Source organism: Variovorax sp. YR634, assembly GCF_900106655.1.
Classification (GTDB): Bacteria; Pseudomonadota; Gammaproteobacteria; order Burkholderiales; family Burkholderiaceae_C; genus Variovorax.
On the sequence record NZ_FNOL01000009.1, the window covers coordinates 112743 to 136655 of the forward strand.

Here is a 23913-nt window from a genome sequence, read left to right on the forward strand (position 1 = left end):
GTATTGACGTTCGTTCGGCTCATTCATGATTTCCCACGTTTGCTTTTCTCGCGGCCGCGCTCCTGCGCGCCGTCTCCGCCATGCCTGCCTGCCGCTGGCGCTGGCTTCCGCCTTCGGTGGCCTGGCCCATGCACAAGACGCCCCCACGCTGGGCGAAACGGTGGTCACGGCCAACCGCACGCCGCAGGCGCTGTCGGACCTGGTGGGCGACGTGTCCATCATCGACCGCAAGACCATCGAGCGCAGCGGCGCGACCGGCGTGGCCGACGTGCTGGCGCGCCTGCCCGGCATCGAGATCTCGCGCAGCGGCGGCGTGGGCAACACCACCAGCCTGTTCATCCGCGGCGCTGAAACGCGCTTCACGGCCGTGTACCTCGACGGCGTGCGCATCGACTCGCAATCGACCGGCGGCGCCGGCTGGGAGGGCATTCCGCTCTCGCAGATCGACCGCATCGAAGTGCTGCGCGGCCCGGCCGCCGCGGTGTACGGCTCCGACGCCGTGGGCGGCGTGATCCAGCTCTTCACCAAGCGCGGCGAAGAGGGCGTGTCGCCTTACGCGGGCATCGGCTTCGGCAGCAAGGGCCTGCGCAAGATCGAAGGCGGCGTGAGCGGCAAGTCGGGCCTGTTCGACTATTCGTTCGGCGTGGCGCACGAGGAAAGCAAGGGCTACAACGTGCAGCCCGCAAGCAAGCGCAACGTGGTGAAAGACGGCTACACCAGCCCCGACCGCGACGGCTACAACAGCACCTCGGGCAACGTGAAGCTGGGCTTGCAGATCACGCCGGACCAGCGCCTGGAGGCCACGCTGCTCACCAGCGACATCAAGGCCGGCTACGACGCCACCGTCTCCTACAGGACCAAGCCGCCGATCCTGTTCCGCGACGACGTGTCGAACAACACGCTGCGTACCGCCGGCCTGACCTGGTCGGCCAAGTGGAACGACATCTACAGCACCCGCGTGCAGGTGACCGATTCGCAGTCGGTCTACAAGACGCAGCCTTCGTTCTACCGGACCGAAACCAACCTGCGCGGTTACCTGTTCCAGAACGAATTCCGCTTCGGCCCGCACCTGGTGACGGCCACCCTCGAGCGCCGCGAAGACGCGCTCGAAAACGCGCCCACCACCTCGTCGAAGCTGCTGTCGCGCGACCGCTCGCAGGATGCGATTTCGCTCGGCTACGGCTTCGTGCAGGGCCCGCATTCGCTGCAGCTGCATGTACGCCACGACAGGGACAGCGAGTTCGGCGGCAAGACGACTGGCAGCGCGGCTTATGGCTACGCCATCACCCCGTCGCTGCGCTTCACGGCCTCGGCCGGCACCGCCTTCCGCGTGCCCACGCTGTACCAGCGCTTCAGCGAATACGGCGTGTCCACGCTGCGGCCCGAAAGCAGCCAGAACGTCGAGCTGGGCATGAACTACGCCCAGGACGGCACCACCGCCGGCATCGTGGTGTATCGCAACCGCGTGCGCAACCTGATCAACTTCGTCGGCACCGCCACGGGCTGTGCCTCGACGTTCGGCTGCTACACCAACGTGAACCGTGCCACCCTGCAGGGCGCCACGCTGTCGGCCAGCCAGCGTCTGGGCGACGTCACGCTGCGCGCCTCGCTCGACGTGCAGGACCCGAAGGACGCCGACACCGGCAACCTGCTCGCACGCCGCTCCAAGCGCCATGGCACCCTGGGCGCCGACTGGCGCGTCGCCGGCTGGACGCTGGGCGCCGAGGTGCAGTCCTCGAGCAAGCGCTACGACGACGCGGCCAACACCATCAAGCTCGGTGGCTACACCGTGCTGAACCTGTCGGCCAGCACGCAGATCACGCGAGACCTCAACCTCGTGGCCCGCGTCGACAATGTGGGCAACAAGGACTACCAGTTCGCGCGGCTGTACGCCAATGCCGGCCGCACCGCGTACGTCGGTCTCAAGTGGACGCCTCACTAAGCCAAGCTACCCAACCAGGCGACACCGCCGGTGCCGCGGCAGTCTCGTGCGCCGCGGTGCTGGTGGCTGCCCCGGCTTCGGGGCAGGGCAAGACCACCGTCGCCGCGGCGCTCGCGCGGCTGCATGCGCGCCAGGGGCGGCGCGTGCGCGCCTTCAAGTGCGGGCCCGACTTTCTCGACCCGCACTGGCTGGCGCTGGCCACCGGCGCGCCGGTGCATTCGCTCGACCTCTGGATGACCGGCGAGGCCGATTGCCGCTCGCGCCTGCGCGCCGCGGCGGCCGAGTGCGACCTGGTGATCGTCGAAGGCGTGATGGGCCTGTTCGACGGCACGCCCAGCGCGGCCGACCTGGCTGAGCGCTTCGGCCTGCCGGTGCTGGCGGTGATCGATGCGCACGCCATGGCGGGCACCTTCGGCGCGCTGGCCTACGGGCTGCAGAACTTCCGGCCTGGGTTGCCATGGGCCGGCGTGCTGGCGAACCGCGTGGCCAGCGAGAGGCACGCGGACATGTTGAAAGACGCGCTGCGCGAACCCTTGCAGTGGCTTGGCGCCTTGCCGCGCGACGGGGGGTTCACGCTGCCCGAGCGGCACCTGGGCCTCGTGGCCGCTACCGAACTCGGCGATGCGATGGCGCGTCTCGACGCGGCTGCCGATGTGCTGGCCGCCACGCCGCTCGGGCAGATGCAGACCAGTCAACTGCCGCAGGTGCGTTTCGAGGCACCCGCATCTGGCGAGGCAGAAGCCGTGCCGCCGCTGCTGGCCGGCCGCGCCATCGCCATTGCGCGCGATGCGGCCTTTTCATTCATCTACCCCGCGAACCTCGACGTGCTCACGGCGCTGGGGGCGCGGCTGTCCTTTTTCTCGCCGCTCGCAGGCGATGCCTTGCCGGCATGCGACGCGGTCTGGCTGCCCGGCGGCTACCCCGAACTGCACGCAGAAGCGCTGGCCGCCTGCGCGCCGATGCGCGAATCGCTCGCCGCGCATGCCGCTGCGGGCAAGCCGGTCTGGGCCGAGTGCGGCGGCATGATGGCGCTGTTCGACGAACTGGCCACGCAAGACGACGCGCAGGTCCACCGCCTCTGGGGCCTGCTGCCGGGCCGCGTGACCATGCAGAAGCGGCTCGCCGGCCTTGGTCCGCAACAGCTCACCCTCGGCAGCCACACCCTGCGCGGACACACCTTCCACTATTCGCGCTGCGAAACGCCACTGGCGCCCGCCGCGCTCACTGCCAGGCCCGGCGCGACGCAGCCCGTGGGCGCACGCGGCGGCGAGGCGCTGTACGTGCACGGCCCGGTGCGCGCGAGCTATTTCCACGCGTGGTTTGCCTCCAGTCCGCAAGCCACGGCCCGCCTTTTCGGCGCCATGCCCATCGAGTTGGAGAGCCATGCCGCAATCGAATAAGCCGAAGACCGTCGAGCACGAGTTCATCCTGGGCGGTCAGAAGAGCGGCAAGTCGCGCCGCGCCGAGCAGCGCGCGATCGACTGGTTCGCGGCCGATTCCCGCACGCACCGCGCCGTGCTGATCGCCACCGCGCAGGCCTACGACGACGAGATGCTGGAGCGCATCGTGCGCCACCAAGCCGACCGTGCCGAGCGGGTGCCCGGCATGCGCACCATCGAGGAGCCGATCGAACTCGCGCGCGCCGTCGTCACGCAGAGCACGCCCGAGACGCTGGTGGTGGTCGACTGCCTCACGCTGTGGCTCACCAACCTGCTGATGCCCTTGCACTCCGAAGACGCCCGCCCCGTGACGCGCACTCCGGCGACACACATCGCCATGCTGCTGGTCGCGCTGCGCGAGGCGCGCGGGCCGGTGGTGCTGGTCGGCAACGAGATCGGCCTGGGTGTGATTCCGCTGGGCCGCGAGACGCGCGCTTTCGTCGACGCGCTCGGCCGCCTGAACCAGGACGTGGCCGCCGCCTGCGACCGCGTCACCCTGATGGCGGCCGGCCTGCCGTTGAGCCTGAAAGCGCCTGCTGCATGAAGAAGAAAAAGACGATCCGCACTCCGCTGGCCGCGCTCGGCCTGGCCCTGTTTGCGCTGGCCGCCCACGCCTTCGACGTGGTCGACGAGCGCGGCGTGTCCGTGAGCCTGCCGCAGCCGCCGCAGCGCATCGTCTCGCTGCTGCCGTCGCTTACCGAATCGATTTGTGCGCTCGGTGCCTGCGACCGGCTGGTGGGTGTCGACCGCTATTCCAACTCGCCCGAACAGGTGAAGGCGCTGCCGCAGCTCGGTGGCGGGATCGACCCGAACGTCGAGGCCATCGTCGCGCTCAAGCCCGACGCGGTGCTGCTCGCCAAGTCGTCGCGCGTCACGCAGCGGCTCGAGGCGCTGGGCCTGAAGGTGCTGGTGCTCGAACCCAAGAGCCATGCCGACGTGCAGCGCGTGCTCGACAAGCTCGACCAGGTGCTCGGCACGCACGAAGCGCCGAAGGTCTGGCGCGTGATCGATGCCAGCGTGTCGGCCGCCGCGCAGTCGGTGCCCGCGAGCGCCAGGGGCATGCGCGTGTACTTCGAAGTGAACAGCGCGCCGTACGCGGCGGGCGAGTCGTCGTTCATCGGCGAAACGCTCACACGGCTCGGCGTGAGGAACATCGTGCCGGCTTCGCTCGGCCCGTTCCCCAAGCTCAACCCCGAGTACGTGGTGCGCGCGAACCCCGACCTCATCATGGTCAGCGTGCGCAGCGCGCAAGGGCTGGAGCAGCGCCCCGGCTGGGCCGGCATCCGTGCGGTGCGCGAGGGCCGCATCTGCCGCTTCAGCGCGGAACAGTCCGACGTGCTCGTGCGCCCCGGCCCGCGCATGGACGAGGCCGCGCGCCTGATGGCGCAGTGCCTTGCCGACAAGGGAGGCAAACGGTGAACGCAGCGCGAAGGCACACGGTCCATCTGCGCCGCGTCTTGCTGCTTGGCGCAGGCCTGCTGGTGGCGGGCGCTGCGCTGATGGTGCTGGGCCTGGGCATCGGCAGCACCGGTTTCGAAAGCCTGCTCGCGGCGCGGCACGACCCGGTGGCACTGCAGATCGTGTGGGACATCCGCCTGCCGCGCACGCTTGGCGCGTGGCTGGCGGGCGCGCTGCTGGGGCTGGCGGGCGCGGTGGCGCAGGGGCTGTTCCGCAATCCACTGGCCGATCCGTACCTGCTGGGCAGCGCCTCGGGCGCCTCGCTCGGGGTGGCACTGGCGCTGCTGATGTTCGGCGGCTCCGCCGCCAGCGCGCAGTGGGTGATGCGGCTCGGGCTCACGGGCGCGGCCTTTCTCGGCGCGGTGCTGGCGGTAATGCTCACGCTGATGCTGGCGCGGGGCGTGCAGCAGACGCTGCGGCTGCTGCTGGCTGGGGTGATCGTCGGCGTGGTGCTCGGCGCGGCGAAAGACCTCATCACCATCGCTTCGGCAGACATCCTGCAAGCCATTCAGGGCTTCATTCTCGGCAGCACCGGCCTCGTCGGCTGGAGTGCCTGCGCGGTGATGGCGATGGTCGGTGCGGTCTGCCTGCTGCTGGCCTGGGCGCTGGCGCCGGTGCTCGACGGGCTCGCGCTCGGCGAGGCCACCGCGCGCAGCCTCGGCCTGCCGCTGGGCGCGATGCGCGCGGCGCTGGTCGTGGTGCTGGCACTGGCCACCGGCGCAGCCGTGGCGCAGACCGGGTTGATCGCCTTCGTCGGCCTCGCGGCGCCGCATCTCGTGCGCTCGGCCATCAAGACCACGCACGCGCGGCTGATCCTGCTGTCGGCGCTGATGGGCGGGCTGCTGCTGATGGCGGCCGACCTGCTGGCGCGCTGGCTGATCGCGCCGCAGGAACTGCCGGTTGGCGTGCTCACGGCCGTGCTGGGCGGCAGCTACCTGCTGTGGTTGATGCACCGGCGCGGCGCGCGGAGTGGCGTGGCATGAGCAGCCGGCAGAACACACCCGCTCTCGAAGCACACAAGGTAAGCGCCACGCTCGGCGCAACCGAGGTGCTGCACGACATCGATCTGGCGTTGTCGTCGGCCCGCTGGACCAGCATCGTCGGCCCGAACGGTGCGGGCAAGTCGACGCTGCTCAAGGCGCTCGCGGGCCTGCTGGCGCACCGGGGCGAGGTGCGGCTCTTCGGCGAGGCGCAGAACAAGGTGCCGGCGCGCATCCGCGCCCAGCGCCTCTCGTGGCTCGGCCAGAGCGGCACGGGCGAGGGCAGCGCCGACGACCTGATGGTCTATGACGTCGCCATGCTTGGCCGCCTGCCGCACCAGCGCTGGCTGGCCGCCCCCAGCGAGGCTGACCGCGAGGCGGTGGAGCGTGCGCTGCGCAGCACCCAGGCCTGGGAATGGCGAGACCGTCCACTGGGTCAGCTTTCCGGTGGCGAACGTCAGCGGGTGCTGCTGGCGCGCGCGCTCGCTGTCGAGGCCGAACTGCTGTTGATGGACGAGCCGCTCGCCAACCTCGACCCACCGCACCAGGCCGACTGGATGCAGACGGCCCGCGCGCTGGTGGCCGAAGGCAAGACCGTGGTCAGTGTGCTGCACGAGCTGCCGATGGCGCTGGCGGCCGACGAACTTGTCGTGATGGATCGCGGCCGGGTGGTGCACCACGGCGGCTGCAGCGACCCTGCCACGCACGCGGCGCTGGAGCAGGTGTTCGACCATCGCATTCGGGTGCATCGGGTGGCCGAGCAGTGGATTGCGTTGCCGTTATGAGATGCGCTGTGTTTTCGGTGCGTTGTTCGGGGCGCGCTCACGCCGACGGGGTACCTTGCTCCGCGAATGTCCCCCGGCCTTCGGCCTCCTCCTTTATTTCGCTGCGCAAGGTACCCCATCGACGTGATCGTCGGGCGCTGCGGTCGAACCGCCAGCATGAGAGCTGCGTCTATGTGCGAATGGCACCGGGTGCTCCCCGCAGCGAAATAAAGGAGGAGCCGAAGGCGGGGGACATTCGCGGAGGGGAGTACCCGGTGTCATTCGCACGCACCCCGAAACAACAGCCCCGAAACTGAACTGGAAAAGCCATGCAAATAGAGACACCCCCAAGCGAAAAGCCATACGAGAAACCAGAAGGCGAACGCCGAGGCCTCGTCATCGTCAACACAGGCGACGGCAAGGGCAAGAGCACCGCCGCCTTCGGCCTCGCGCTGCGCGCCCACGGCCGCGGCAAGGCCGTGAAGATCTACCAGTTCATGAAGGTGCCCACTGCGCGCTTCGGCGAACACCGGATGTTCGAGCAGATCGGCATTCCGATCGAAGGGCTCGGCGACGGCTTCAGCTGGAAGAGCCAGGACCTCGAACGCTCCGGGCAACTGGCGCGCGACGGCTGGGAGAAGGCCAAGGCCGCGATCCTGTCGGGCGAGTTCTTCCTGGTGGTGCTCGACGAGATCACTTATCCGCTGATCTACGGTTGGCTGCCTCTGGAAGGCGTGCTCGAAACGCTGCGCGCGCGGCCGAAGCATGTACACGTGGTGCTCACCGGCCGGCGCTGCCCGCCCGAGATCATCGAACTGGCCGACACCGTGACCGAGATGACGCTCGTCAAGCACGCCTTCAAGGCCGGCATTCCTGCACAACGCGGCATCGAAGATTGAGCGTGATGGCACATGCGTTCGCGGTCGACGAGGTGAGGGCGGTCTACCGCGCCATCCACGAGCGGCGCGATATGCGCCACTTCGCGGGCGGGCAGGTCGCGCCCGAGGTGCTGCGCCGGCTGCTCGATGCGGCGCACCACGCGCCCAGCGTCGGTTTCATGCAGCCGTGGCGCTTCATCCGCATTCGCGGTGAGGCGCTGCGCCAGCAACTGCACCGTGTCGTCGAGCACGAGCGCGTGCTGACCGCCCGCGCACTCGGCGAGCGCGAGGACGAGTTCATGCGCCTGAAGGTGCAGGGCCTGCTCGACGCGGCTGAGCTGCTGGTGGTGACGCTGGCCGAGGGCCGCGAGAAGCACGTGTTCGGCCGCCGCACGTTGCCGCAGATGGACCTGGCCTCGGCCTCCTGTGCCATCCAGAACCTCTGGCTCGCGGCGCGTGCCGAAGGGCTGGGCATGGGGTGGGTGTCGCTGTTCGATCCGGCCGAGGTGTCGGTGCTGCTCGGCCTGCCTGAAGGCGCGGAGCCCATCGCCTTGCTGTGCCTGGGGCCCGTGCACAGCTTTTACGAAGAGCCGATGCTGCTGCGCGAACGCTGGGCCAGGCGCGAACCGCTTTCGTCGCTGGTGTTCGACGAGGGCTGGGGCCGGCCTTCGGACCTTTTCGACCATCCGTCTTCCGTGGAGCCCACCTGATGCTGGCTTTCGACACCGTTCTCTTCGAGCTTGCGCGCCTGTTCCTCTGGCCGGTGACGCTGGGCGTGCTGCTGTCCTTCGTCTATGCCGTGTACTGCCTTGGCGCGTTCGGCATCGAATACTTGCAGCGCCGCCGCGACCCATCGCGTGCACTGGTGCTGCAGCGTCATGCGCAGGCCAGCCAGGAGCAGATGGAGCTGGTTGTGCTCAAGCAGCTCGAAGGCGTGCGCCTGTGCAGCCGCGTGGCGCCGATGCTGGGGCTGATCGCCACCATGATTCCGATGGGGCCTGCGCTCGTGGCCGTGGCCTCGGGCGAATCGCAGGGCGTGGCGCAGAGCCTGGCGCCCGCATTCGCGAGCGTGATCGTGGCACTGGCCTCGGCCTCGATCACCTTCGTGGTCTACACCGTGCGGCGCCGCTGGCTGATGCGCGAGCTGGTGTCGGTGCTCGATGCTCGGGACCGCCTCTCATGAGTCGTCGCCAGTTTTCCATTCTGAGCAGCCTGGACAGCGATGACGACGATCCGGTGCTCTCGACCATCAACCTGATCGATGTGTTCATGGTGGTGATCGGCATGCTGATGATCGCGGTCATCAACAACCCGATGAACCCGTTCGCGCAGGACAAGGTGACGATCATCCGCAACGAGGGCCAGCCGAGCATGGAGATCGTCACGCGCGAGGGCCGCAAGATCACGCGCTTCAAGGCCAGCGGCGCGACGGGGCAGGGTGATGGTGAGAAGGCCGGCACTGCCTGGCGGTTGAAAGACGGCACGATGGTCTATGTGCCGGCGGATGCCGTTCCGGCGCAGGGCGGGAAGTGACGCGGGTTTTCTTCTTCTGGCTTTTGGTGGCGGTGCTGGGGTTTCTTGCGCCGGCACAGGCCCAGCCTGCGGGGGGACGTGTCGTTGTTTTGAGCACCTCGCTGGTTTCGCCGGCGCGAGTGGTTCGATTGGAGGCTGCGGCGCGTGAAGCCGGGTTGCCGTTGCAGGTGGTTTCGGCGTCGCAGGACTCGCCCGAGACGCTGACTGCTGCGCTCGAAGGGGCGCGTCTGCTAGTCATCGATGCACCGCACATCAGCGTCGCGCAAGCTGCTGCTGCGCGCTTCGGCGACACGATCTTGCGCAGCACTGCGCCGTATGTGCTGATCGGCGAATTCGCGCTGGTGGTCAAGGGGCAAGCCTCCACTGCCGCGCCGCTGGTGCCCGAGCGCGGCGTCGATGCCGCATGGGCGCAGCGCCTGCGCGAGTACTGGCGCTTCTCCGGCGCTGCCAATCTCGGCGCGGCGATGAAGGCCCTGGAGCAGCCCGGCAAGCTCGACGGCCTGCCCGACCCCGTGCCGCTGCCGCTGGCCGGCCTTTATCACCCGGGCTGGCCGCGCATCGAGACCGACATCGCCGCCATCGAACGGCTGCCCGGCAGCAGCGGCACGGTCGCCATTGCCATCAACAGCGCCACCGTGACGGGCGACGACACCGGCTGGCTCGATGCGCTGATAGCCTCGCTCGAACGGCGCGGCCTGCGCGCCTATGCCTTCTACGGCCCGCGCCAGCAGAAAGACCTGTTCTTTCGCATGACGCACGCCGGCGAGCAGTGCGTGGCCGATGCGATCGTCAATGCCTCGCTGGTCTTCAGCCCGAACGAGCGCAAGGCCGAGCTTGAGCGCATCGGCGTGCCGGTGCTGCAGACGCTGCCCTCGCTGGCCATGGACGCCACCCAATGGACGCAGAGCAAAGATGGCCTGTCGCAAACCGACATTGCTGCCTACTACAGCCCGAGCGAGCTGGCCGGCATGACAGACCCGATGCTGGTGAGCGCGCGCGACGCAGCGGCCGGCACGCTGCAGCCGCTGCCCGCGCAGATCGATGCTGTGGCAGACAAGGCGGCTGCGCTGTTGCGGCTTCAACGCACGCCGGCCGCGGACCGCCGTGTGGCGATGCTGGTCTACAACTACCCACCGGGCGAAGCCAACTTCGGCGCGTCCTTCCTCAATGTGCCGCGCAGCGTGAGCAACATGCTCGCGGCAATGAAGTCCGCCGGCTATCGCACCGAACTGCCTGGCGCCGACGCGCTCATCGCGCAAGTGCAGGCGACGATGAGGGCCTACTACCCGACGGGGCAGGGCGACGAGCTGCAGCCGCTGCTCGACAAGAACCTGGCCGACGTGATGCCGCTGTCGCGCTACCTCGCATGGTTCCGGTCGCTGCCGGTGGAAACGCAGCGCCGCATCGAAGGCTACTGGGGCCCACCCGAGAAATCGACCATGCTGCGCTCCGTCGCGGGTGAGCAGGCTTTCGTGATCCCGCGCGTGCAGTTCGGCAACGTCGTCGTGCTGCGCCAGCCGCCGCGCTTCGAGCCTGGCACGCAGGTGGCGAGCAAGGCTGAGCAGGTGTACCACCGCTCGGCCATTCCGCTGAGCCACAGCTACCTCGCCACCTACCTCTGGCTGCGCACGCAGTTCGGTGCGAGCGCGGTGGTGCACGTGGGCACGCACGGTACGGTCGAATGGTCTGCGGGCAAGGAGCGCGGCCTGTCGGTGCAGGACGACCCATTGCTCGCGCTCGGCGATCTGCCCAACGTGTACCCGTACATCATGGACAACCTCGGCGAGGCCACCACCGCCAAGCGCCGCGGTCGCGCGACCATGGTGAGCCATTCGACGCCGATGTTCGCGCCCGCCGGTTTTCGACCCGGCGTGCAGGCGATGCACGAGCGCATGCACGACTGGGAGACGCTGTCGCCCGGCCCGGTGAAGACGGCGATGGAAAAGCAGCTGACGGCCGAGTTCGTGGAGCAGCACTACGACCGCGACCTGAACTGGACGCCCGCTCGGATTCGCGCGGACTTCGCCGGCTTCATCGCGGTGCTGCATCCGTACCTCGACGAACTCGCGCAGACCGCGCAGCCGCTGGGTCTGGCGACCTTCGGGCAGGCGCCCGATGCGCAGCGCCGGCGCATGACGATCCTGCAGATCCTCGGCAAGCCTCTGGTCGAGGCGCTGGGTGAAGACATCGACGAGGTTTTTCTGATCGATGCGAAGAGCGTTGCCGGCTCGCGGCCCGCGCGCTGGGTCGAACTCGCGCTTACCGATGCGCAGGCAGCGAGTGCCATGGGCAAGACCTCGGCCGAACAGCGAAGTCTGCTGTCGCTGGCCGAACGCGCGCAGAAGCTCGATGCCGTGCTTGCCCACAACGAAGAAATCGAAGGACTGCTCACGGCGCTCGACGGCCGCTACCTGAAGTCGAGCTACGGCGGCGATCCGGTGCGCAACCCCGACAGCCTGCCGACCGGTCGCAATCTCTACGGCTTCGACCCGAGCCGTGTGCCTACGCGCGCGGCCTGGGACGCAGGCGTTGCCGCGATGGACGCCTGGATCGCCGGACACGCCAAGACCCATGCCGGCAAGGCGCCGGAAAAGATCGCCTTCACGCTGTGGGCTGGCGAGGCCTCGCGCCACCAGGGTGTGCTGGAAAGCCAGGCCTTCTACGCCATGGGCGTGAAGCCGCGCTGGGACGAGGGCGGGCGCATGACGGGCATCGAGGTGATTCCCGCGTCGGTGCTGAAGCGGTCGCGCATGGACGTGCTGATCAGCGTCACCGGCTCCTACCGCGACCAGTTTCCCAACGTGATGCGCTGGCTTGACGAGGCGGTGCAGCAGGTGGCTGCCTTGCGAGAGCCCGGCAACGCCGTCGCGCAGCACAGCGAGGCGATGGCGCGCAGGCTGCGTTCGGAAGGCGCGTCGGTGCAGGAGGCGCGGCGCTGGTCCACAGCGCGCGTTTTCTCGAACGAGCAGGGCAGCTACGGCGCCGGGCTCGAGGAAGCCGCGCTCGCGAGCGATGTGTGGAAAAGCCAGCAGCGCGGCGGCGGCGATGCGCAGATGGCGCAGCTCTACATGGATCGCATGGGCCACGCCTACGGCAAAGGCCTCGACGGCGCCGCACGGCCGGGCGCCTATGCGGGCAATCTCATGCAGGTCGATGCGGCGCTGATGGCGCGCAGCTCCAACCTGTATGGCGTGCTGACCAACGACGATCCGTTCCAGTACCTCGGCGGCATCGCGCAGGCCGTGCGCCAGCTCACTGGCAAGGACCCGGCGCTGTACGTGCAGAACCTGCGCGACGGCAGTGCGGTGCGCACCGACACGGCCGCAGGCGCCATCGCACGCGAGATGCAGACGCGCTACCTGCACCCGCAATGGATCGAGGCGCAGAAGGCCGAAGGCTACAGCGGCACGCTGCAGGTGCTCAAGACTGCGCAGTTTCTCTGGGGCTGGCAGGTCACGGCGCCGCAGGCCGTGCGGCAGGACCAGTGGCAGTCGCTGCACGAGGTGTACGTGCGCGACAAGTACAAGCTGGGCACGCGCGAGTGGCTGGAAGGTGACAACCGGGCTGCCTTCGCGCAGACGCTGGAGCGCATGCTCGACGCGGTGCGGCTGAATTACTGGAAGCCGGATGGCGCCACGCGACGCGAACTGGCACGGGCCTATGCGGAGGCGGTGCGCGCGACCGGGCTGCGCGAGCGGAATGCGGGCGTGCAGCGGTTCGCGCAGGCGGAGTTGTCGCAGCCTGCGCCTTCACACCAGCCACGCCCGTCGGTCGAGCCCGTGGTCGCGGCAGCGCCCGTGCCAGCTCCTACCCCGGCAGCCGAGCCAGCGCCGGACAGCCCCCAGCCCGTCAGCGGCCTCAAGCTCGAACCGACGCCCGCTGACGCCCCATCGCCCAAGGCCGAGACCATCGTCCTTCGGCTCTGGGTGGCGTTGGGGGCTGCGTTGCTTGTCGCACTCGGTGCACTGATGCAGTGGCGCCGGGGCAGGGCGACTGCCTGATTCGCGAGAATGGCGGCTCCCATGCTCCTCCAGAATCTCGAATACGCCATCGCTGTAGCCGCCGCGCTGTGGATCGCACTGGCCATCGACCGCTGGCTGGGTGAGCCGCCTGCGGCGTTGCATCCCGTCGTGTGGATGGGACGCTACCTCGGGCTCGGTTCGCGCATCGCGCCGCCTGCGTACCCAGCGAAGCCGGTGGATCTGCCAATGTTCTTCATTGGCGCGTTGGTGTGGTGCGTGGGGGGCGCGTGCGTCTGGGGCGTCGCCATGGCCTTGCAGACGCTCATGGTGCTGTCGCTGCCTGCATGGGCCGTTGCACTCCTGCTGGGCCTGCTGCTGAAGCCACTCTTTGCCTGGCGCATGCTGCGCGATGAAGTACTTGCGGTCGAAGCCGCGCTGGCCGTTTCGCTCGATGCCGGCCGAAAGCAGTTGGCGCGCTTGGTGAGCCGCGACGTCTCCCGGCTCAGCGAGCGCGAAGTGCGCGAAAGCGCCATCGAATCGCTCGCGGAAAACCTCAACGATTCGCTCGTGGCCCCGGTGTTCTGGTTCGTGCTGCTCGGCCTGCCGGGTGCGGCGCTCTACCGTTTTGCCAACACCGCCGACGCGATGTGGGGCTACCGCGGCGAGCGCAACGGCCGTGATTGGACCTGGCTCGGCAAGTGGGCCGCGCGCGCGGACGATGTGCTCTCGTGGGTGCCGGCGCGCATCACAGTGGGGCTGCTGGCGCTGGCGGCGTGGCGTTGGCCCACGGGGCTGTCAGAAGAGGCGCGCCGTACGCCGTCGCCCAACAGCGGCTGGCCGATGGCGGCGATGGCGCTACTCCTTGGTGTGCGGCTTGCGAAGCCGGGCGTGTATGCGCTGAATGCCGAGGGGCGTGCGCCTTCCGCGTTGGACATGCAACGCACCGCGCAACTGGGTGGCCGGGCCGCGCTGGCGGCGGGCGTGTTCGCGTCGCTGGTCATCGTGGCGACAGCCGGCTGGAGGTGGGTATGAGCACGGTGGTGCATGGCGGTCCTGATGCGGCTGGCGCCGCGCCGCACGACTTCTCGACCAATGCCAATGCCTGTGGCCCATGCCCCGAGGCTCTGGAGCGGGTCAGCGCTGCCGACGTCTCGCGGTATCCCGATCCGGCCTACACGGCGTTGCGTGAGCAACTTGCGGTCATGCACGGCGTGGAAGCCTGGCGCATCGTGCTTGCAGCCGGGGCCAGCGAGTTCATCCGGCGCATCACCACCTGGGCGGCCCTGGAAGATCGCGGCGGCCATGGCGAGGTCGCGCTGCCGCCCATGTCTTACGGCGACTATGCGGCGGCCGCGCGAGCCCATGGGTTGCAGGTGGTGCGCGCACCGCATCCGGCGCGCCAACTGCGGCTCGCCTGGTGCTGCGATCCCTCCACGCCGCTGGGTCAGGCGCAGCAGGGCATTCTCGAGACAGTGGATGCCCTGCCCGAGGGCGTGCCCTGCGTGCTCGACCGCGCCTACGAGCCCTTGCGCCTGGAGGGCCGCCTTGCGCTGAGCCAGAGCCGCCTGGATCGCCTCTGGCAGATGTGGTCTCCCAACAAGGCGCTGGGGATGACAGGCGTACGTGCGGCCTATGTGATCGCTCCGTCAAACGCGCAGGATGCGGTGCGCGCCTTGCTGCGCCTGAGCGCCTCGTGGCCGGTGGGCTCGCACGGCGTGGCAATGCTCTCGGCCTGGACGCAGCCTGACGTGCAGGCCTGGCTTCGTGAAAGCCTCGGGACCTTGCGCGACTGGAAGGCGTCGCAGATGGCCATGTGCAGTGAGATCGGTTGGCACGTCTGGCCCAGCGACGCGAACTTTCATGTCGCCCAGCCCATGGTGGACGACTTTGCCGGTCTGCTGAAGCACCTGCGCGCCGAAGGCATCAAGCTGCGCGACTGCGCCTCCTTCGGCCTGCCGGGCCACGTGCGTCTCGGCGTGCTGCCGCCCGCCAGCCAGCAGGCGTTGAAAGAGGCCTGGACAAACGCGTCCTGAACACATACACCCGCACCCACAAGAAAAATGCTCTACGCCATCACCACGCTCTTTCTCTGCCAACTGGCCGGCGAACTGCTCGTGCAGTGGCTCGGCCTGCCCATTCCCGGTCCGCTGATCGGCATGGTGCTGCTGTTCATCGGCCTGCTGGTGCGCGGCGGCGTGCCGCAGGTGCTGACCGACACATCGGGCCATCTGCTGCGCAACCTGATGCTGCTGTTCATTCCGGCCGTGACCGGCGTCATGCTGCATTTCGAGCGGGTGGGGCGCGAGTGGCTGCCGTTTCTTGCGGCGGGCATCGTCGGCGCGGCCTTCACCATGACGGTCACGGCGCTCACGTTCCGCTGGATGATCCGCCTCACCGGCAAGGACGCGCAATGACCGCGCCGGCCAAGCTTTCTGAAATCTGGGTCTTCCTCGCGCAGTCGCCGCTGCTGTGGCTGTCGCTCACGCTGCTGGCCTACCTCGGCGCGCTGTGGCTGCACACCCGCAGCGGGCGCAATCCGGTGGTCAACCCGGTGCTGATTTCGGTGATCGTCATCGTCGGCGTGCTGCTGCTCACGCGCACGCCCTACGACACGTACTTCGAAGGCGCGAAGTTCGTGCATTTCCTGATCGGCCCCGCCACGGTGGCGCTGGCCGTGCCGCTGTACAGCCAGGTTGGCCGGCTGCGGCGGCTGTGGCTGCCCATCGGTGTGGCGCTGCTGGTGGGATCGGTCGCGGCCATCGTGTCGGCCATCGGCATTGCTTGGGTGCTGGGCGGCTCGCACGAGTTGATGATGTCGCTTGCGCCCAAGTCAGCCACCATGCCCATCGCGATGGGCGTGGCCGAGAAGATCGGCGGGCTGCCTTCGCTGGCGGCGGTGGCCGCGGCCGTTGCCGGCATCTCGGGCGCGATCATGGCGACCGGGCTGCTGAACCTGCTGCGCATCAAGGAACCCGCGGTGCGCGGCTTTGCGGTCGGCATGGCGGCGCACGGCATCGGCACGGCGCGGGCCATCCAGGTGAATGAGACGGCGGGCGCGTTCTCCGCGCTGGCCATGGGGCTGAACGGCATCGCGACGGCGCTGCTGGTGCCGCTGATCGTCAGGCTGATGGGAGCATGAAACCATCCATGTCCAAGGCCGAGACCCGTCCGATGGAACTGGTCTGGCCCGCCAAGGCCTACCTGCCCAGCTATGTGTCGGCCCTGAACCGGGGCTGGGCGCGCGACGAGACGCGACCCGAATCGGGCTCCGAGGAACGCGCCGCCATCAAGGCCAATGCCGACCGCTTCCTTGCCAGCCTGGTGGACCGCGAAGCCAAAGGCGGGCGCATCGTCATGCCCGACGGCTCCAAGGTGCGGCGCCTGCCGGGCTACAAGTGCTGGATGTGGGACGGCGAGTTCTGCGGCAGCATCGACCTGCGCTGGCAGCCCGGCACCGACGTCTTGCCTCTCTACTGCCTGGGGCACATCGGCTACAACGTCGTGCCGTGGAAGCAGCGCAAGGGCTATGCGACGCGTGCGCTCGGCGCCATGCTGACGCTTGCTGCGGGCGAGGGGCTGAACCGCGTCGAGATCACGACCAGCCCGGACAACTTCGCGTCGCAGAAAGTGATCGCGGCCAATGGCGGCGTGCTGATCGAAACCTTCATCACCCTGCCGAGCCAGGGCAGCCTTACCAAGTTTCGCTACCGCATCGATCTCTGAAGGAAAATTGCGCATGGCTCACTACACCGCTGAAATCCTCTGGCTGCGCGGCGAGCAGGACTTTCTCGGCAACACCTACAGCAGAAGGCATTCGCTGCGCTTCGACGGCGGCGCGGAAGTGGCGGGCTCGTCGTCGCCGCACGTGGTGCCGCTGCCGATGTCCGATGCGTCGGCGGTCGATCCTGAAGAGATGTTCGTCGCCTCGCTGTCGAACTGCCACATGCTGTGGTTCCTCACCATGGCCGTGAAGCGCAAGTTCGTCGTCGACCGGTATTTCGATGCAGCCACCGGCGTGATGGAGAAGAACGCCGAGGGAAAGATGGCGATGACGGTGGTCACGCTGCGGCCGGAAGTGACCTTTTCCGGCGAGAACGTGCCGACGCGCGAGCAGATCGAGCAGATGCACCACCGGGCGCATGAAGAGTGCTTCATTGCCAATTCGGTGAAGACCGAAGTGCGCTGCGAGCCGGTGTACTGACGCGCTCCCTGCCTTGGCTGCCCGCGCGGGCCGATTCAGCGGCGCTGCAGCCGCGGGTTCTTCGCAAACAGCTCCGCCGCCCAGTCAACGAAGGCCCGCACCTTCGCGCTCAGGTGCCGGTTGGGCGGGTACACCACGTGAATGGGCAGCGGATCGCGACTCCAGTCCGGCAGCACCTCGACCAGTTCGCCGCTTTCCAGCAGCGGCTCGGCCATGAAGGTGATGCACTGCGAAATGCCGAAACCGCCGAGCACCGCCGTGATGTGCGCGTTGCTCTCGTTGACCGACACGCGGTAGTGCCCGTTGAGCTCGATGTGCTCGTCGCCCTTCTTGAACTCGTGGGGGTACACGCGGCGCGTGGTGCCCGAGAAATAGCTCACCACCACGTGGCGCTTCTCGATGTCGTTCGGGTGCTGCGGCACGCCGTAGCGCTTGATGTATGCCGGTGACGCCACGGTGACGAAGTGCAGCGTGCCGATGCGCCGTGCCACCAGCGACTGGTCGCTGAGGTCGCCCGCGCGGATCACGCAGTCGACGTTGTCGCTGATCAGGTCGACGGTGCGGTCGCTCACGCCCAGATCGACCTGGATGTCGGGGTAGCGGTCGCAGAAGGTGGCCAGCGCGGGCAGGATGATCTGCCTCGCCACCGAGGTGCCTATGTCGATGCGCAGCCGCCCCGTGGGGTTGGCCTGCGCATTCGTCATGCTGGCTTCCATGTCGTCGAAGTCGTTGAGCAGGCGCGCGGCGCGCTCGTAGTAGGCCGCGCCGTCGGGCGTGACGGTGACGCGGCGCGTGGTGCGGTTGAGCAGCTTCACGCGCAGGCGCGATTCGAGCGCCTGAATCTGCTTGGTGACCGTGCCCTTGGGCAGGGCGAGCGAGTCTGCCGCCCGGGTGAAGGTGCCGGCTTCCACGACGCGGACAAAGATCCGCATGGCCTGGATTTGATCCATCGAATGCCTGTTGTTGGTGCCCGGCCCACACCGGGGGGAGCGGATTCTCACACAAGGCGCCAAACCCTTGCGAAGCGCCGCGATTGTTGTCGGTTTGGAAACAGAGTAGGGGCGGCTTGCCTGTTTAACGTCACACTGGGCGACTTATATTTCAACCATCGCCCAATTCCCTGAGGTCGCCCATGTCACCCGTTCCATCGTCCCGTTCTGCCGAAGCCGCCGCCCGCGCTGCGGCGCAAGGCGTGGAAGCCGATCTGTCGATCGAGCTGCCTGGCCGCGAACCGGTCGGTGCCCGTGTGTACGGCCAGCGCGCCAAGGGTGACGTCGCACCGCTGGTGCTGCACTTTCATGGCGGCACCTTCGTCTGCGGCGACCTCGACAACGGCCGCAATGTGGCCCGGCTGCTGGCCGGCGCGGGTGCGGTGGTGGTGTCGGTGGCTTACCCGCTGGCGCCCCAGTCGCCGTTCCCGGAGCCGATCGAGGTGGGCTATGCCGCCCTCGAATGGCTCTACAAGCAGCGCACCAAGCTCGGCGGCAAGGGTGCGCAGGTGTACCTGGCCGGCGAAGAAGCCGGTGGCAACCTGGCGGCCGCGGTGGCACTCATCGCTCGCGACCGGGCACATCCGCCGGTGGCAGGCCAGATCCTGCTGTCGCCCATGCTCGATCCGTGCGCCGGTACCGCCTCGCTGCGCAACGCTACCAGCGACGAGCCCGAGTGCCGCTGGGCCAGCGGCTGGGAGAAGTACCTGAGCTGCCCCTCGAACGCCACGCACCCCTATGCGGTGCCTAGCGGTTCGCTGCGGCTGTCGTCACTGGCGCCCGCGCTGGTGCTGGTGGGGGCGGACGACGCCATGCGCGACGAGGCGCTGACCTTCGCGGGCCGCCTGCGTGCCGCCGGCATCGAGGTCACGAGCAGCGTGCTGCCCAGCGCCTCGAACTGGCCCAAGGCGCTGTACGACACCGAGAACACGGGTTGCGTGGCCTGTGAGGCCACGGTGCAGCAGCACTTCCGCGAGTTCTTCAGCGCGACCACACCGCCGACCACCGTGCCCACGGGTGCGGCGCCCAACCACCCCAGCTAGCTCCCGGCCAGCCACGGCTGCCTGATCGACACGCTGCCAGCGCGGCAGCGTGCGAGGGCCCTCTTTTTCCTGAATTCCGCCTCCTGGTGCCAAAAGCGCCGGGGTGGCCTGTTGCATCCCCAAAGTCATCGAGAAGGACGAACCATCATGTCGAACAACGAGAAAAAGCTGTCTTCCGTAGCCCGCAAGGGCCTGTGGCCCGCCGTGACCGGCATTACCGCACTGCTGGCGGTGGCCGCCGCGGTGGTTGGCATGTACAGCTTCAAGGCCGAAGCCAACAACGCCCCGGCCGCGCCGCAAGCCACGCCGGTTTCTGTCGCCACCGTGGCGTCGAGCGAGATCAATGCCTGGGACGAGTTCTCGGGCCGGCTCGAAGCCGTCGAGCGCGTCGACGTGCGCTCCCGCGTCGCGGGGGCCGTGCAGTCGCTGCACTTCCGCGAAGGCGCGCTGGTGAAGCAGGGTGAGTTGCTGGTCACCATCGACCCCGCGCCGTACGCGGCCGAGGTCGAGCGCGCCGAAGCGCAGGTGGCATCCGCACAGGCCCGCCAGTCGTTCAGCCGCAGCGAGCAGGAGCGTGCCAAGCGCCTGTGGGACGACAAGGCCATTGCCCAGCGTGAATACGACGAGCGTGTGAACGCCGGCCGCGAAGCCGACGCCAACCTGCGTGCGGCGCAAGCCTCGCTGCAGTCGGCGCGCCTGAACCTGGGCTACACCCAGGTGCGGGCTCCGGTGTCGGGCCGCATCGGCAGGATCGAGGTGACGGTGGGCAACCTGGTGGCGGCCGGTCCGGGCGCTCCAGTGCTGACCACGCTGGTCTCGGTGAGCCCGATCTACGCGAGCTTCGATGCTGACGAACAGGTCATCACCCGTGCGCTGAAAGACCTGCCGAGCGGCTCCAGCGCCCGCGGCCAGATCGAGTCGATCCCCGTGCAGATGGGTACCGCCGGCCTCGACGGCACGCCCTTCACCGGCAAGCTGCAGCTGATCGACAACCAGGTCGACGCGCGCAGCGGCACGGTGCGTGTGCGTGCCTCGTTCGACAACAAGGACGGCGCGCTCATCCCCGGCCAGTTCGCCCGCATCCGCATGGGCCAGGCTCGCAACGACACCGCACTGCTGGTGAGCGAGCGTGCCATCGGCACCGACCAGAACAAGAAGTTCGTGATGGTCGTGGGTGAAGACAGCAAGGCCACTTACCGCGAAGTGACCCTGGGCACTTCCATCAACGGCCTGCGCGTCGTGAGCAAGGGCCTGAAGGCGGGCGATCGCGTCATCGTCAACGGCCTGCAGCACATCCGCCCGGGTGCGCTGGTGGCGCCGCAGCAAGTGACCATGGACGCCAAGGCGGACCCCAAGCAACAACAACCGGAACGCGTCGCGGAAGCGGCCAAGTCCTGATTTCGGAGGAGGGCGCACCCGCGCCCACCGGAGAACCATCATGAATCTCTCAAAATTCTTCATCGACCGGCCGATCTTTGCCGGCGTGCTGTCGCTATTGATGCTGATAGCCGGCCTGATCGCGCTGCGCGGGTTGCCGATCTCGGAGTACCCGGAAGTCGCGCCGCCCTCGGTGGTGGTGCGCGCCACCTACCCCGGCGCCAACCCCAAGGTGATCGCCGAAACCGTCGCCACACCGATCGAAGAGCAGATCAACGGCGTCGAGGGCATGCTCTACATGGGCAGCCAGGCAACCACCGACGGCGTGCTGACGCTCACCGTCACGTTCCGCCTCGGCACCGATCCCGACAAGGCACAGCAGCTTGTGCAGAACCGCGTCTCGCAAGCCGAGCCGCGCCTGCCCGAGGAAGTGCGCCGGCTCGGCATCACGACCGTCAAGAGCGCACCTGACCTGACGATGGTGGTCCACCTCGTCTCGCCGAACAACCGCTACGACATCAACTACCTGCGCAACTACGCGGTGCTGAACGTGAAGGATCCGCTGGCGCGCATCGAAGGCGTGGGCCAGGTCCAGATCTTCGGCGGCGGCGACTACTCGATGCGTGTGTGGCTCGACCCGCAGAAGGTCGCGCAGCGCGGCCTGTCGGCCAGCGACGTGGTGGCTGCCATCCGTGGCCAGAACGTGCAGGCCGCGGCCGGCGTGGTCGGCGCTTCGCCGGGCCTGTCGGGCGTGGACATGCAGCTGTCGATCAATGCGCAAGGGCGCCTGCAGAGCGAAGAAGAATTCGGCGACATCATCGTCAAGAGCGGCACCGACGGCGCCGTGACCCGCCTGCGCGACATCGGCCGCCTCGAAATGGGCGCCGCCGATTACTCGCTGCGTTCGCTGCTGAACAACGACCCGGCCGTCGGCATGGGTGTGTTCCAGGCACCGGGCTCCAACGCGCTCGACATCTCGTCGAACGTGCGCAAGACGATGGCCGAGCTCAACAAGAACATGCCCGAGGGCCTGGAATACCGCATCGCCTACGACCCGACGCAGTTCGTGCGCGCATCGATCGAATCGGTGATCCACACGCTGCTCGAAGCCATCATGCTGGTGGTGCTGGTCGTGATCCTGTTCCTGCAGACGTGGCGCGCTTCCATCATCCCGCTGCTGGCCGTGCCGGTGTCGGTGATCGGTACCTTCGCGGTGCTGCACATCCTCGGTTTCTCGATCAACGCGCTGAGCCTGTTCGGGCTGGTGCTGGCCATCGGCATCGTGGTGGACGACGCCATCGTGGTGGTGGAGAACGTCGAGCGCAACATCGAGGCGGGGCTCACGCCGCGTGAAGCAACCTACCGCGCGATGCGCGAAGTGTCGGGCCCCATCATCGCGATCGCGCTGGTGCTGGTGGCCGTGTTCGTTCCGCTGGCCTTCATCAGCGGTCTCACGGGCCAGTTCTACCGCCAGTTCGCGGTGACGATTGCGATCTCGACGGTGATCTCGGCGATCAACTCGCTCACGCTGTCGCCCGCGCTCGCTGCCTTGCTGCTGCGCGGCCACGATGCTCCCAAGGACGCGCTGACGCGCGGCATGGACAAGGCTTTCGGCTGGCTGTTCCGCGGCTTCAACAAGCTGTTCCATCGCGGCTCCGAGGCCTACAGCGGCGGCGTGAAGCGCGTGATCTCGCGCAAGGCGCTGATGCTGGCGATCTACGTCGCGCTCGTCGCCGTGACCTTCGGTCTCTTCAAGGCGGTGCCCGGCGGCTTCGTGCCGGCGCAGGACAAGCAGTACCTGATCGGTTTTGCCCAACTGCCCGACGGCGCCACGCTCGACCGCACGGAAGAGGTGATCACCCGCATGGGCGACATCATGAAGAAGAACCCGAACGTGGAAGACGCCATCGCCTTCCCGGGCCTGTCGATCAACGGCTTCACCAACAGCTCGAACTCGGGCATCGTGTTCGCAACGCTCAAGCCCTTCGACCAGCGCAAGCGCCCCGACCAGAGCGGCGGCGCGGTGGCCGGCCAGCTCAACGGTGCCTTCGCGGGCATCCAGGACGCCTTCATCGTGATGTTCCCGCCGCCGCCGGTGGCGGGCCTGGGCACCACGGGCGGCTTCAAGCTGCAGCTGGAAGACCGTGCCTCGGTGGGCTACGACCAGATGGACGCGGCAGTGAAGGCCTTCATGGCCAAGGCACAGCAGGCGCCCGAACTGGCCGGCATGTTCACGAGCTGGCAGGTCAACGTGCCGCAGCTGTATGCCGACATCGACCGCACCAAGGCGCGCCAGCTCGGCGTGCCGGTGACGGACATCTTCGACACCATGCAGATCTATCTCGGCAGCCTGTATGCGAACGACTTCAACAAGTTCGGCCGCACGTACAGCGTGCGAGTGCAGGCCGATGCGCCTTACCGCGCCCGTGCCGAAGACGTGGGCCTGCTGAAGGTGCGCTCGACCACGGGCGAGATGGTGCCGCTGGCTGCGCTGATGAAGGTGAATTCGACCTTCGGCCCTGAACGCGCCATGCGCTACAACGGCTACCTGGCCGCCGACATCAACGGCGGCCCGGCACCGGGCTATTCGTCGGGCCAGGCGCAGGACGCGATCACCAAGATTGCGGCCGAGACGCTGCCCAAGGGCGTGAGCTTCGAGTGGACCGAGCTGACGTACCAGGAAATCCTGGCCGGCAACTCCGCCTTCCTGGTGTTCCCGCTGGCCATCTTGCTGGTGTTCCTGGTGCTGGCCGCTCAGTACGAAAGCCTGACGCTGCCGATCGCGATCATCCTGATCGTGCCCATGGGCATCATGGCCGCGATGGCGGGCGTATGGATATCGGGGGGTGACAACAACGTCTTCACGCAGATCGGGCTGATCGTGCTGGTGGGGCTGAGTGCGAAGAACGCGATTCTTATCGTGGAGTTCGCACGGGAGCTCGAATTCGCCGGCCGCACACCGATACAAGCCGCCATCGAAGCCAGCCGCCTGCGCCTGCGCCCGATTCTGATGACCTCGCTGGCCTTCGTGATGGGCGTGCTGCCCCTCGTGCTGTCGACCGGCGCGGGCTCGGAGATGCGCAAGGCCATGGGCGTGGCGGTGTTCGCCGGGATGATCGGCGTGACGGCTTTCGGCCTGTTCCTGACGCCGGTGTTCTACGTGCTGCTGCGCCGCCTCGCGGGCAACCGGCCGCTCAAGCTGCATGGCGAAGTGCCGCATGGCGACGACTTCGTGTCGGCCGAGCATCCGGCTGCGCCGTCGCACGGTGGCTCGGGCGGTGGTGGGCTGCACCCTGTGCCTGCATCGCCGCGTCCCTCGCATGACGACTGATCAATAAGAAAGAGAA

At 68.1% G+C, this 23913-nt stretch carries 21 protein-coding genes; 20 read left to right on the forward strand and 1 reads right to left on the reverse strand.

Annotated elements, in window-relative coordinates; translation table 11 throughout:
• The first annotated feature begins 25 nt into the window (after positions 1-25).
• From BLV60_RS17255 to BLV60_RS17335, 17 genes are all read left to right on the forward strand, one after another.
• Positions 26-1942 carry a TonB-dependent receptor domain-containing protein gene (locus tag BLV60_RS17255; RefSeq protein ID WP_093056492.1) on the forward strand — a complete coding sequence of 639 codons (1917 nt, stop codon included), beginning with the start codon at positions 26-28 and terminating at the stop codon, positions 1940-1942.
• Positions 1927-3342 carry a cobyrinic acid a,c-diamide synthase CobB gene (locus tag BLV60_RS17260; RefSeq protein ID WP_093056493.1) on the forward strand — a complete coding sequence of 472 codons (1416 nt, stop codon included), beginning with the start codon at positions 1927-1929 and terminating at the stop codon, positions 3340-3342. The genes BLV60_RS17255 and BLV60_RS17260 overlap by 16 nt, the downstream gene beginning before the upstream one ends.
• Complete coding sequence (locus tag BLV60_RS17265) at positions 3326-3925, forward strand: bifunctional adenosylcobinamide kinase/adenosylcobinamide-phosphate guanylyltransferase (RefSeq protein ID WP_093056494.1); 600 nt, start codon at positions 3326-3328, stop codon at positions 3923-3925. Before BLV60_RS17260 ends, BLV60_RS17265 begins: the two co-directional genes overlap by 17 nt.
• Positions 3922-4800, forward strand: a complete 879-nt coding sequence (locus BLV60_RS17270) for an ABC transporter substrate-binding protein (protein ID WP_093056495.1) — start codon at positions 3922-3924, stop codon at positions 4798-4800. The genes BLV60_RS17265 and BLV60_RS17270 overlap by 4 nt, the downstream gene beginning before the upstream one ends.
• Complete coding sequence (locus BLV60_RS17275; protein WP_093056496.1) at positions 4797-5822, forward strand: FecCD family ABC transporter permease; 1026 nt, start codon at positions 4797-4799, stop codon at positions 5820-5822. Before BLV60_RS17270 ends, BLV60_RS17275 begins: the two co-directional genes overlap by 4 nt.
• Positions 5819-6604 (forward strand): ABC transporter ATP-binding protein, encoded by a 786-nt coding sequence (locus BLV60_RS17280; protein ID WP_093056497.1) that lies wholly within the window; start codon positions 5819-5821, stop codon positions 6602-6604. Before BLV60_RS17275 ends, BLV60_RS17280 begins: the two co-directional genes overlap by 4 nt.
• Before the next feature lie 308 nt (positions 6605-6912).
• Complete coding sequence (cobO, locus tag BLV60_RS17285; protein WP_093056498.1) at positions 6913-7482, forward strand: cob(I)yrinic acid a,c-diamide adenosyltransferase; 570 nt, start codon at positions 6913-6915, stop codon at positions 7480-7482.
• Positions 7483-7487: 5 nt separating this feature from the next.
• A complete protein-coding gene (gene bluB, locus BLV60_RS17290) occupies positions 7488-8171 on the forward strand; it encodes a 5,6-dimethylbenzimidazole synthase (protein WP_093056499.1) in 684 nt (227 codons plus the stop codon).
• Positions 8171-8644, forward strand: coding sequence for a MotA/TolQ/ExbB proton channel family protein (locus BLV60_RS17295; RefSeq protein ID WP_093056500.1), 474 nt, complete (start codon positions 8171-8173; stop codon positions 8642-8644). The genes bluB and BLV60_RS17295 overlap by 1 nt, the downstream gene beginning before the upstream one ends.
• Positions 8641-8994 carry a DUF2149 domain-containing protein gene (locus BLV60_RS17300; RefSeq protein WP_093056501.1) on the forward strand — a complete coding sequence of 118 codons (354 nt, stop codon included), beginning with the start codon at positions 8641-8643 and terminating at the stop codon, positions 8992-8994. The genes BLV60_RS17295 and BLV60_RS17300 overlap by 4 nt, the downstream gene beginning before the upstream one ends.
• Before the next feature lie 32 nt (positions 8995-9026).
• Entirely contained in the window at positions 9027-12995 is a 3969-nt protein-coding gene (gene cobN / locus BLV60_RS17305) for a cobaltochelatase subunit CobN (protein ID WP_256329256.1), read from the forward strand.
• Between the two features lie 21 nt (positions 12996-13016).
• Positions 13017-13988 carry an adenosylcobinamide-phosphate synthase CbiB gene (cbiB, locus tag BLV60_RS17310; RefSeq protein WP_093056503.1) on the forward strand — a complete coding sequence of 324 codons (972 nt, stop codon included), beginning with the start codon at positions 13017-13019 and terminating at the stop codon, positions 13986-13988.
• Positions 13985-14989: an aminotransferase class I/II-fold pyridoxal phosphate-dependent enzyme gene (locus BLV60_RS17315; RefSeq protein WP_093056504.1), complete on the forward strand. Its 1005-nt coding sequence runs from the start codon at positions 13985-13987 to the stop codon at positions 14987-14989. Before cbiB ends, BLV60_RS17315 begins: the two co-directional genes overlap by 4 nt.
• 27 nt (positions 14990-15016) lie before the next feature.
• Positions 15017-15370 carry a CidA/LrgA family protein gene (locus BLV60_RS17320; protein WP_093056505.1) on the forward strand — a complete coding sequence of 118 codons (354 nt, stop codon included), beginning with the start codon at positions 15017-15019 and terminating at the stop codon, positions 15368-15370.
• Positions 15367-16095: an LrgB family protein gene (locus BLV60_RS17325; RefSeq protein WP_093056506.1), complete on the forward strand. Its 729-nt coding sequence runs from the start codon at positions 15367-15369 to the stop codon at positions 16093-16095. Before BLV60_RS17320 ends, BLV60_RS17325 begins: the two co-directional genes overlap by 4 nt.
• Entirely contained in the window at positions 16092-16679 is a 588-nt protein-coding gene (locus BLV60_RS17330) for a GNAT family N-acetyltransferase (protein ID WP_256329240.1), read from the forward strand. The genes BLV60_RS17325 and BLV60_RS17330 overlap by 4 nt, the downstream gene beginning before the upstream one ends.
• 13 nt (positions 16680-16692) lie before the next feature.
• Positions 16693-17157: an OsmC family protein gene (locus BLV60_RS17335; protein ID WP_093056508.1), complete on the forward strand. Its 465-nt coding sequence runs from the start codon at positions 16693-16695 to the stop codon at positions 17155-17157.
• Positions 17158-17192: 35 nt separating this feature from the next.
• On the opposite strand, the gene BLV60_RS17340 is transcribed toward BLV60_RS17335, so the two are convergent.
• Positions 17193-18107 (reverse strand): LysR family transcriptional regulator, encoded by a 915-nt coding sequence (locus tag BLV60_RS17340; protein ID WP_093056509.1) that lies wholly within the window; start codon positions 18105-18107, stop codon positions 17193-17195.
• 182 nt (positions 18108-18289) lie between these two features.
• Here BLV60_RS17340 and BLV60_RS17345 point away from each other — a divergent pair, with 182 nt between their 5' ends.
• The 3 genes from BLV60_RS17345 (at position 18290) to BLV60_RS17355 (ending at position 23897) form a co-directional block, all read left to right on the forward strand.
• The gene (locus BLV60_RS17345) at positions 18290-19189 is read left to right on the forward strand and encodes an alpha/beta hydrolase (RefSeq protein ID WP_093056510.1); all 900 of its coding nucleotides are present in this window, start codon (positions 18290-18292) and stop codon (positions 19187-19189) included.
• Positions 19190-19336: 147 nt separating this feature from the next.
• Positions 19337-20587, forward strand: a complete 1251-nt coding sequence (locus BLV60_RS17350) for an efflux RND transporter periplasmic adaptor subunit (protein ID WP_093056511.1) — start codon at positions 19337-19339, stop codon at positions 20585-20587.
• Positions 20588-20627: 40 nt separating this feature from the next.
• Positions 20628-23897 (forward strand): efflux RND transporter permease subunit, encoded by a 3270-nt coding sequence (locus BLV60_RS17355; protein ID WP_093056512.1) that lies wholly within the window; start codon positions 20628-20630, stop codon positions 23895-23897.
• The last annotated feature ends 16 nt before the right edge of the window (positions 23898-23913 follow it).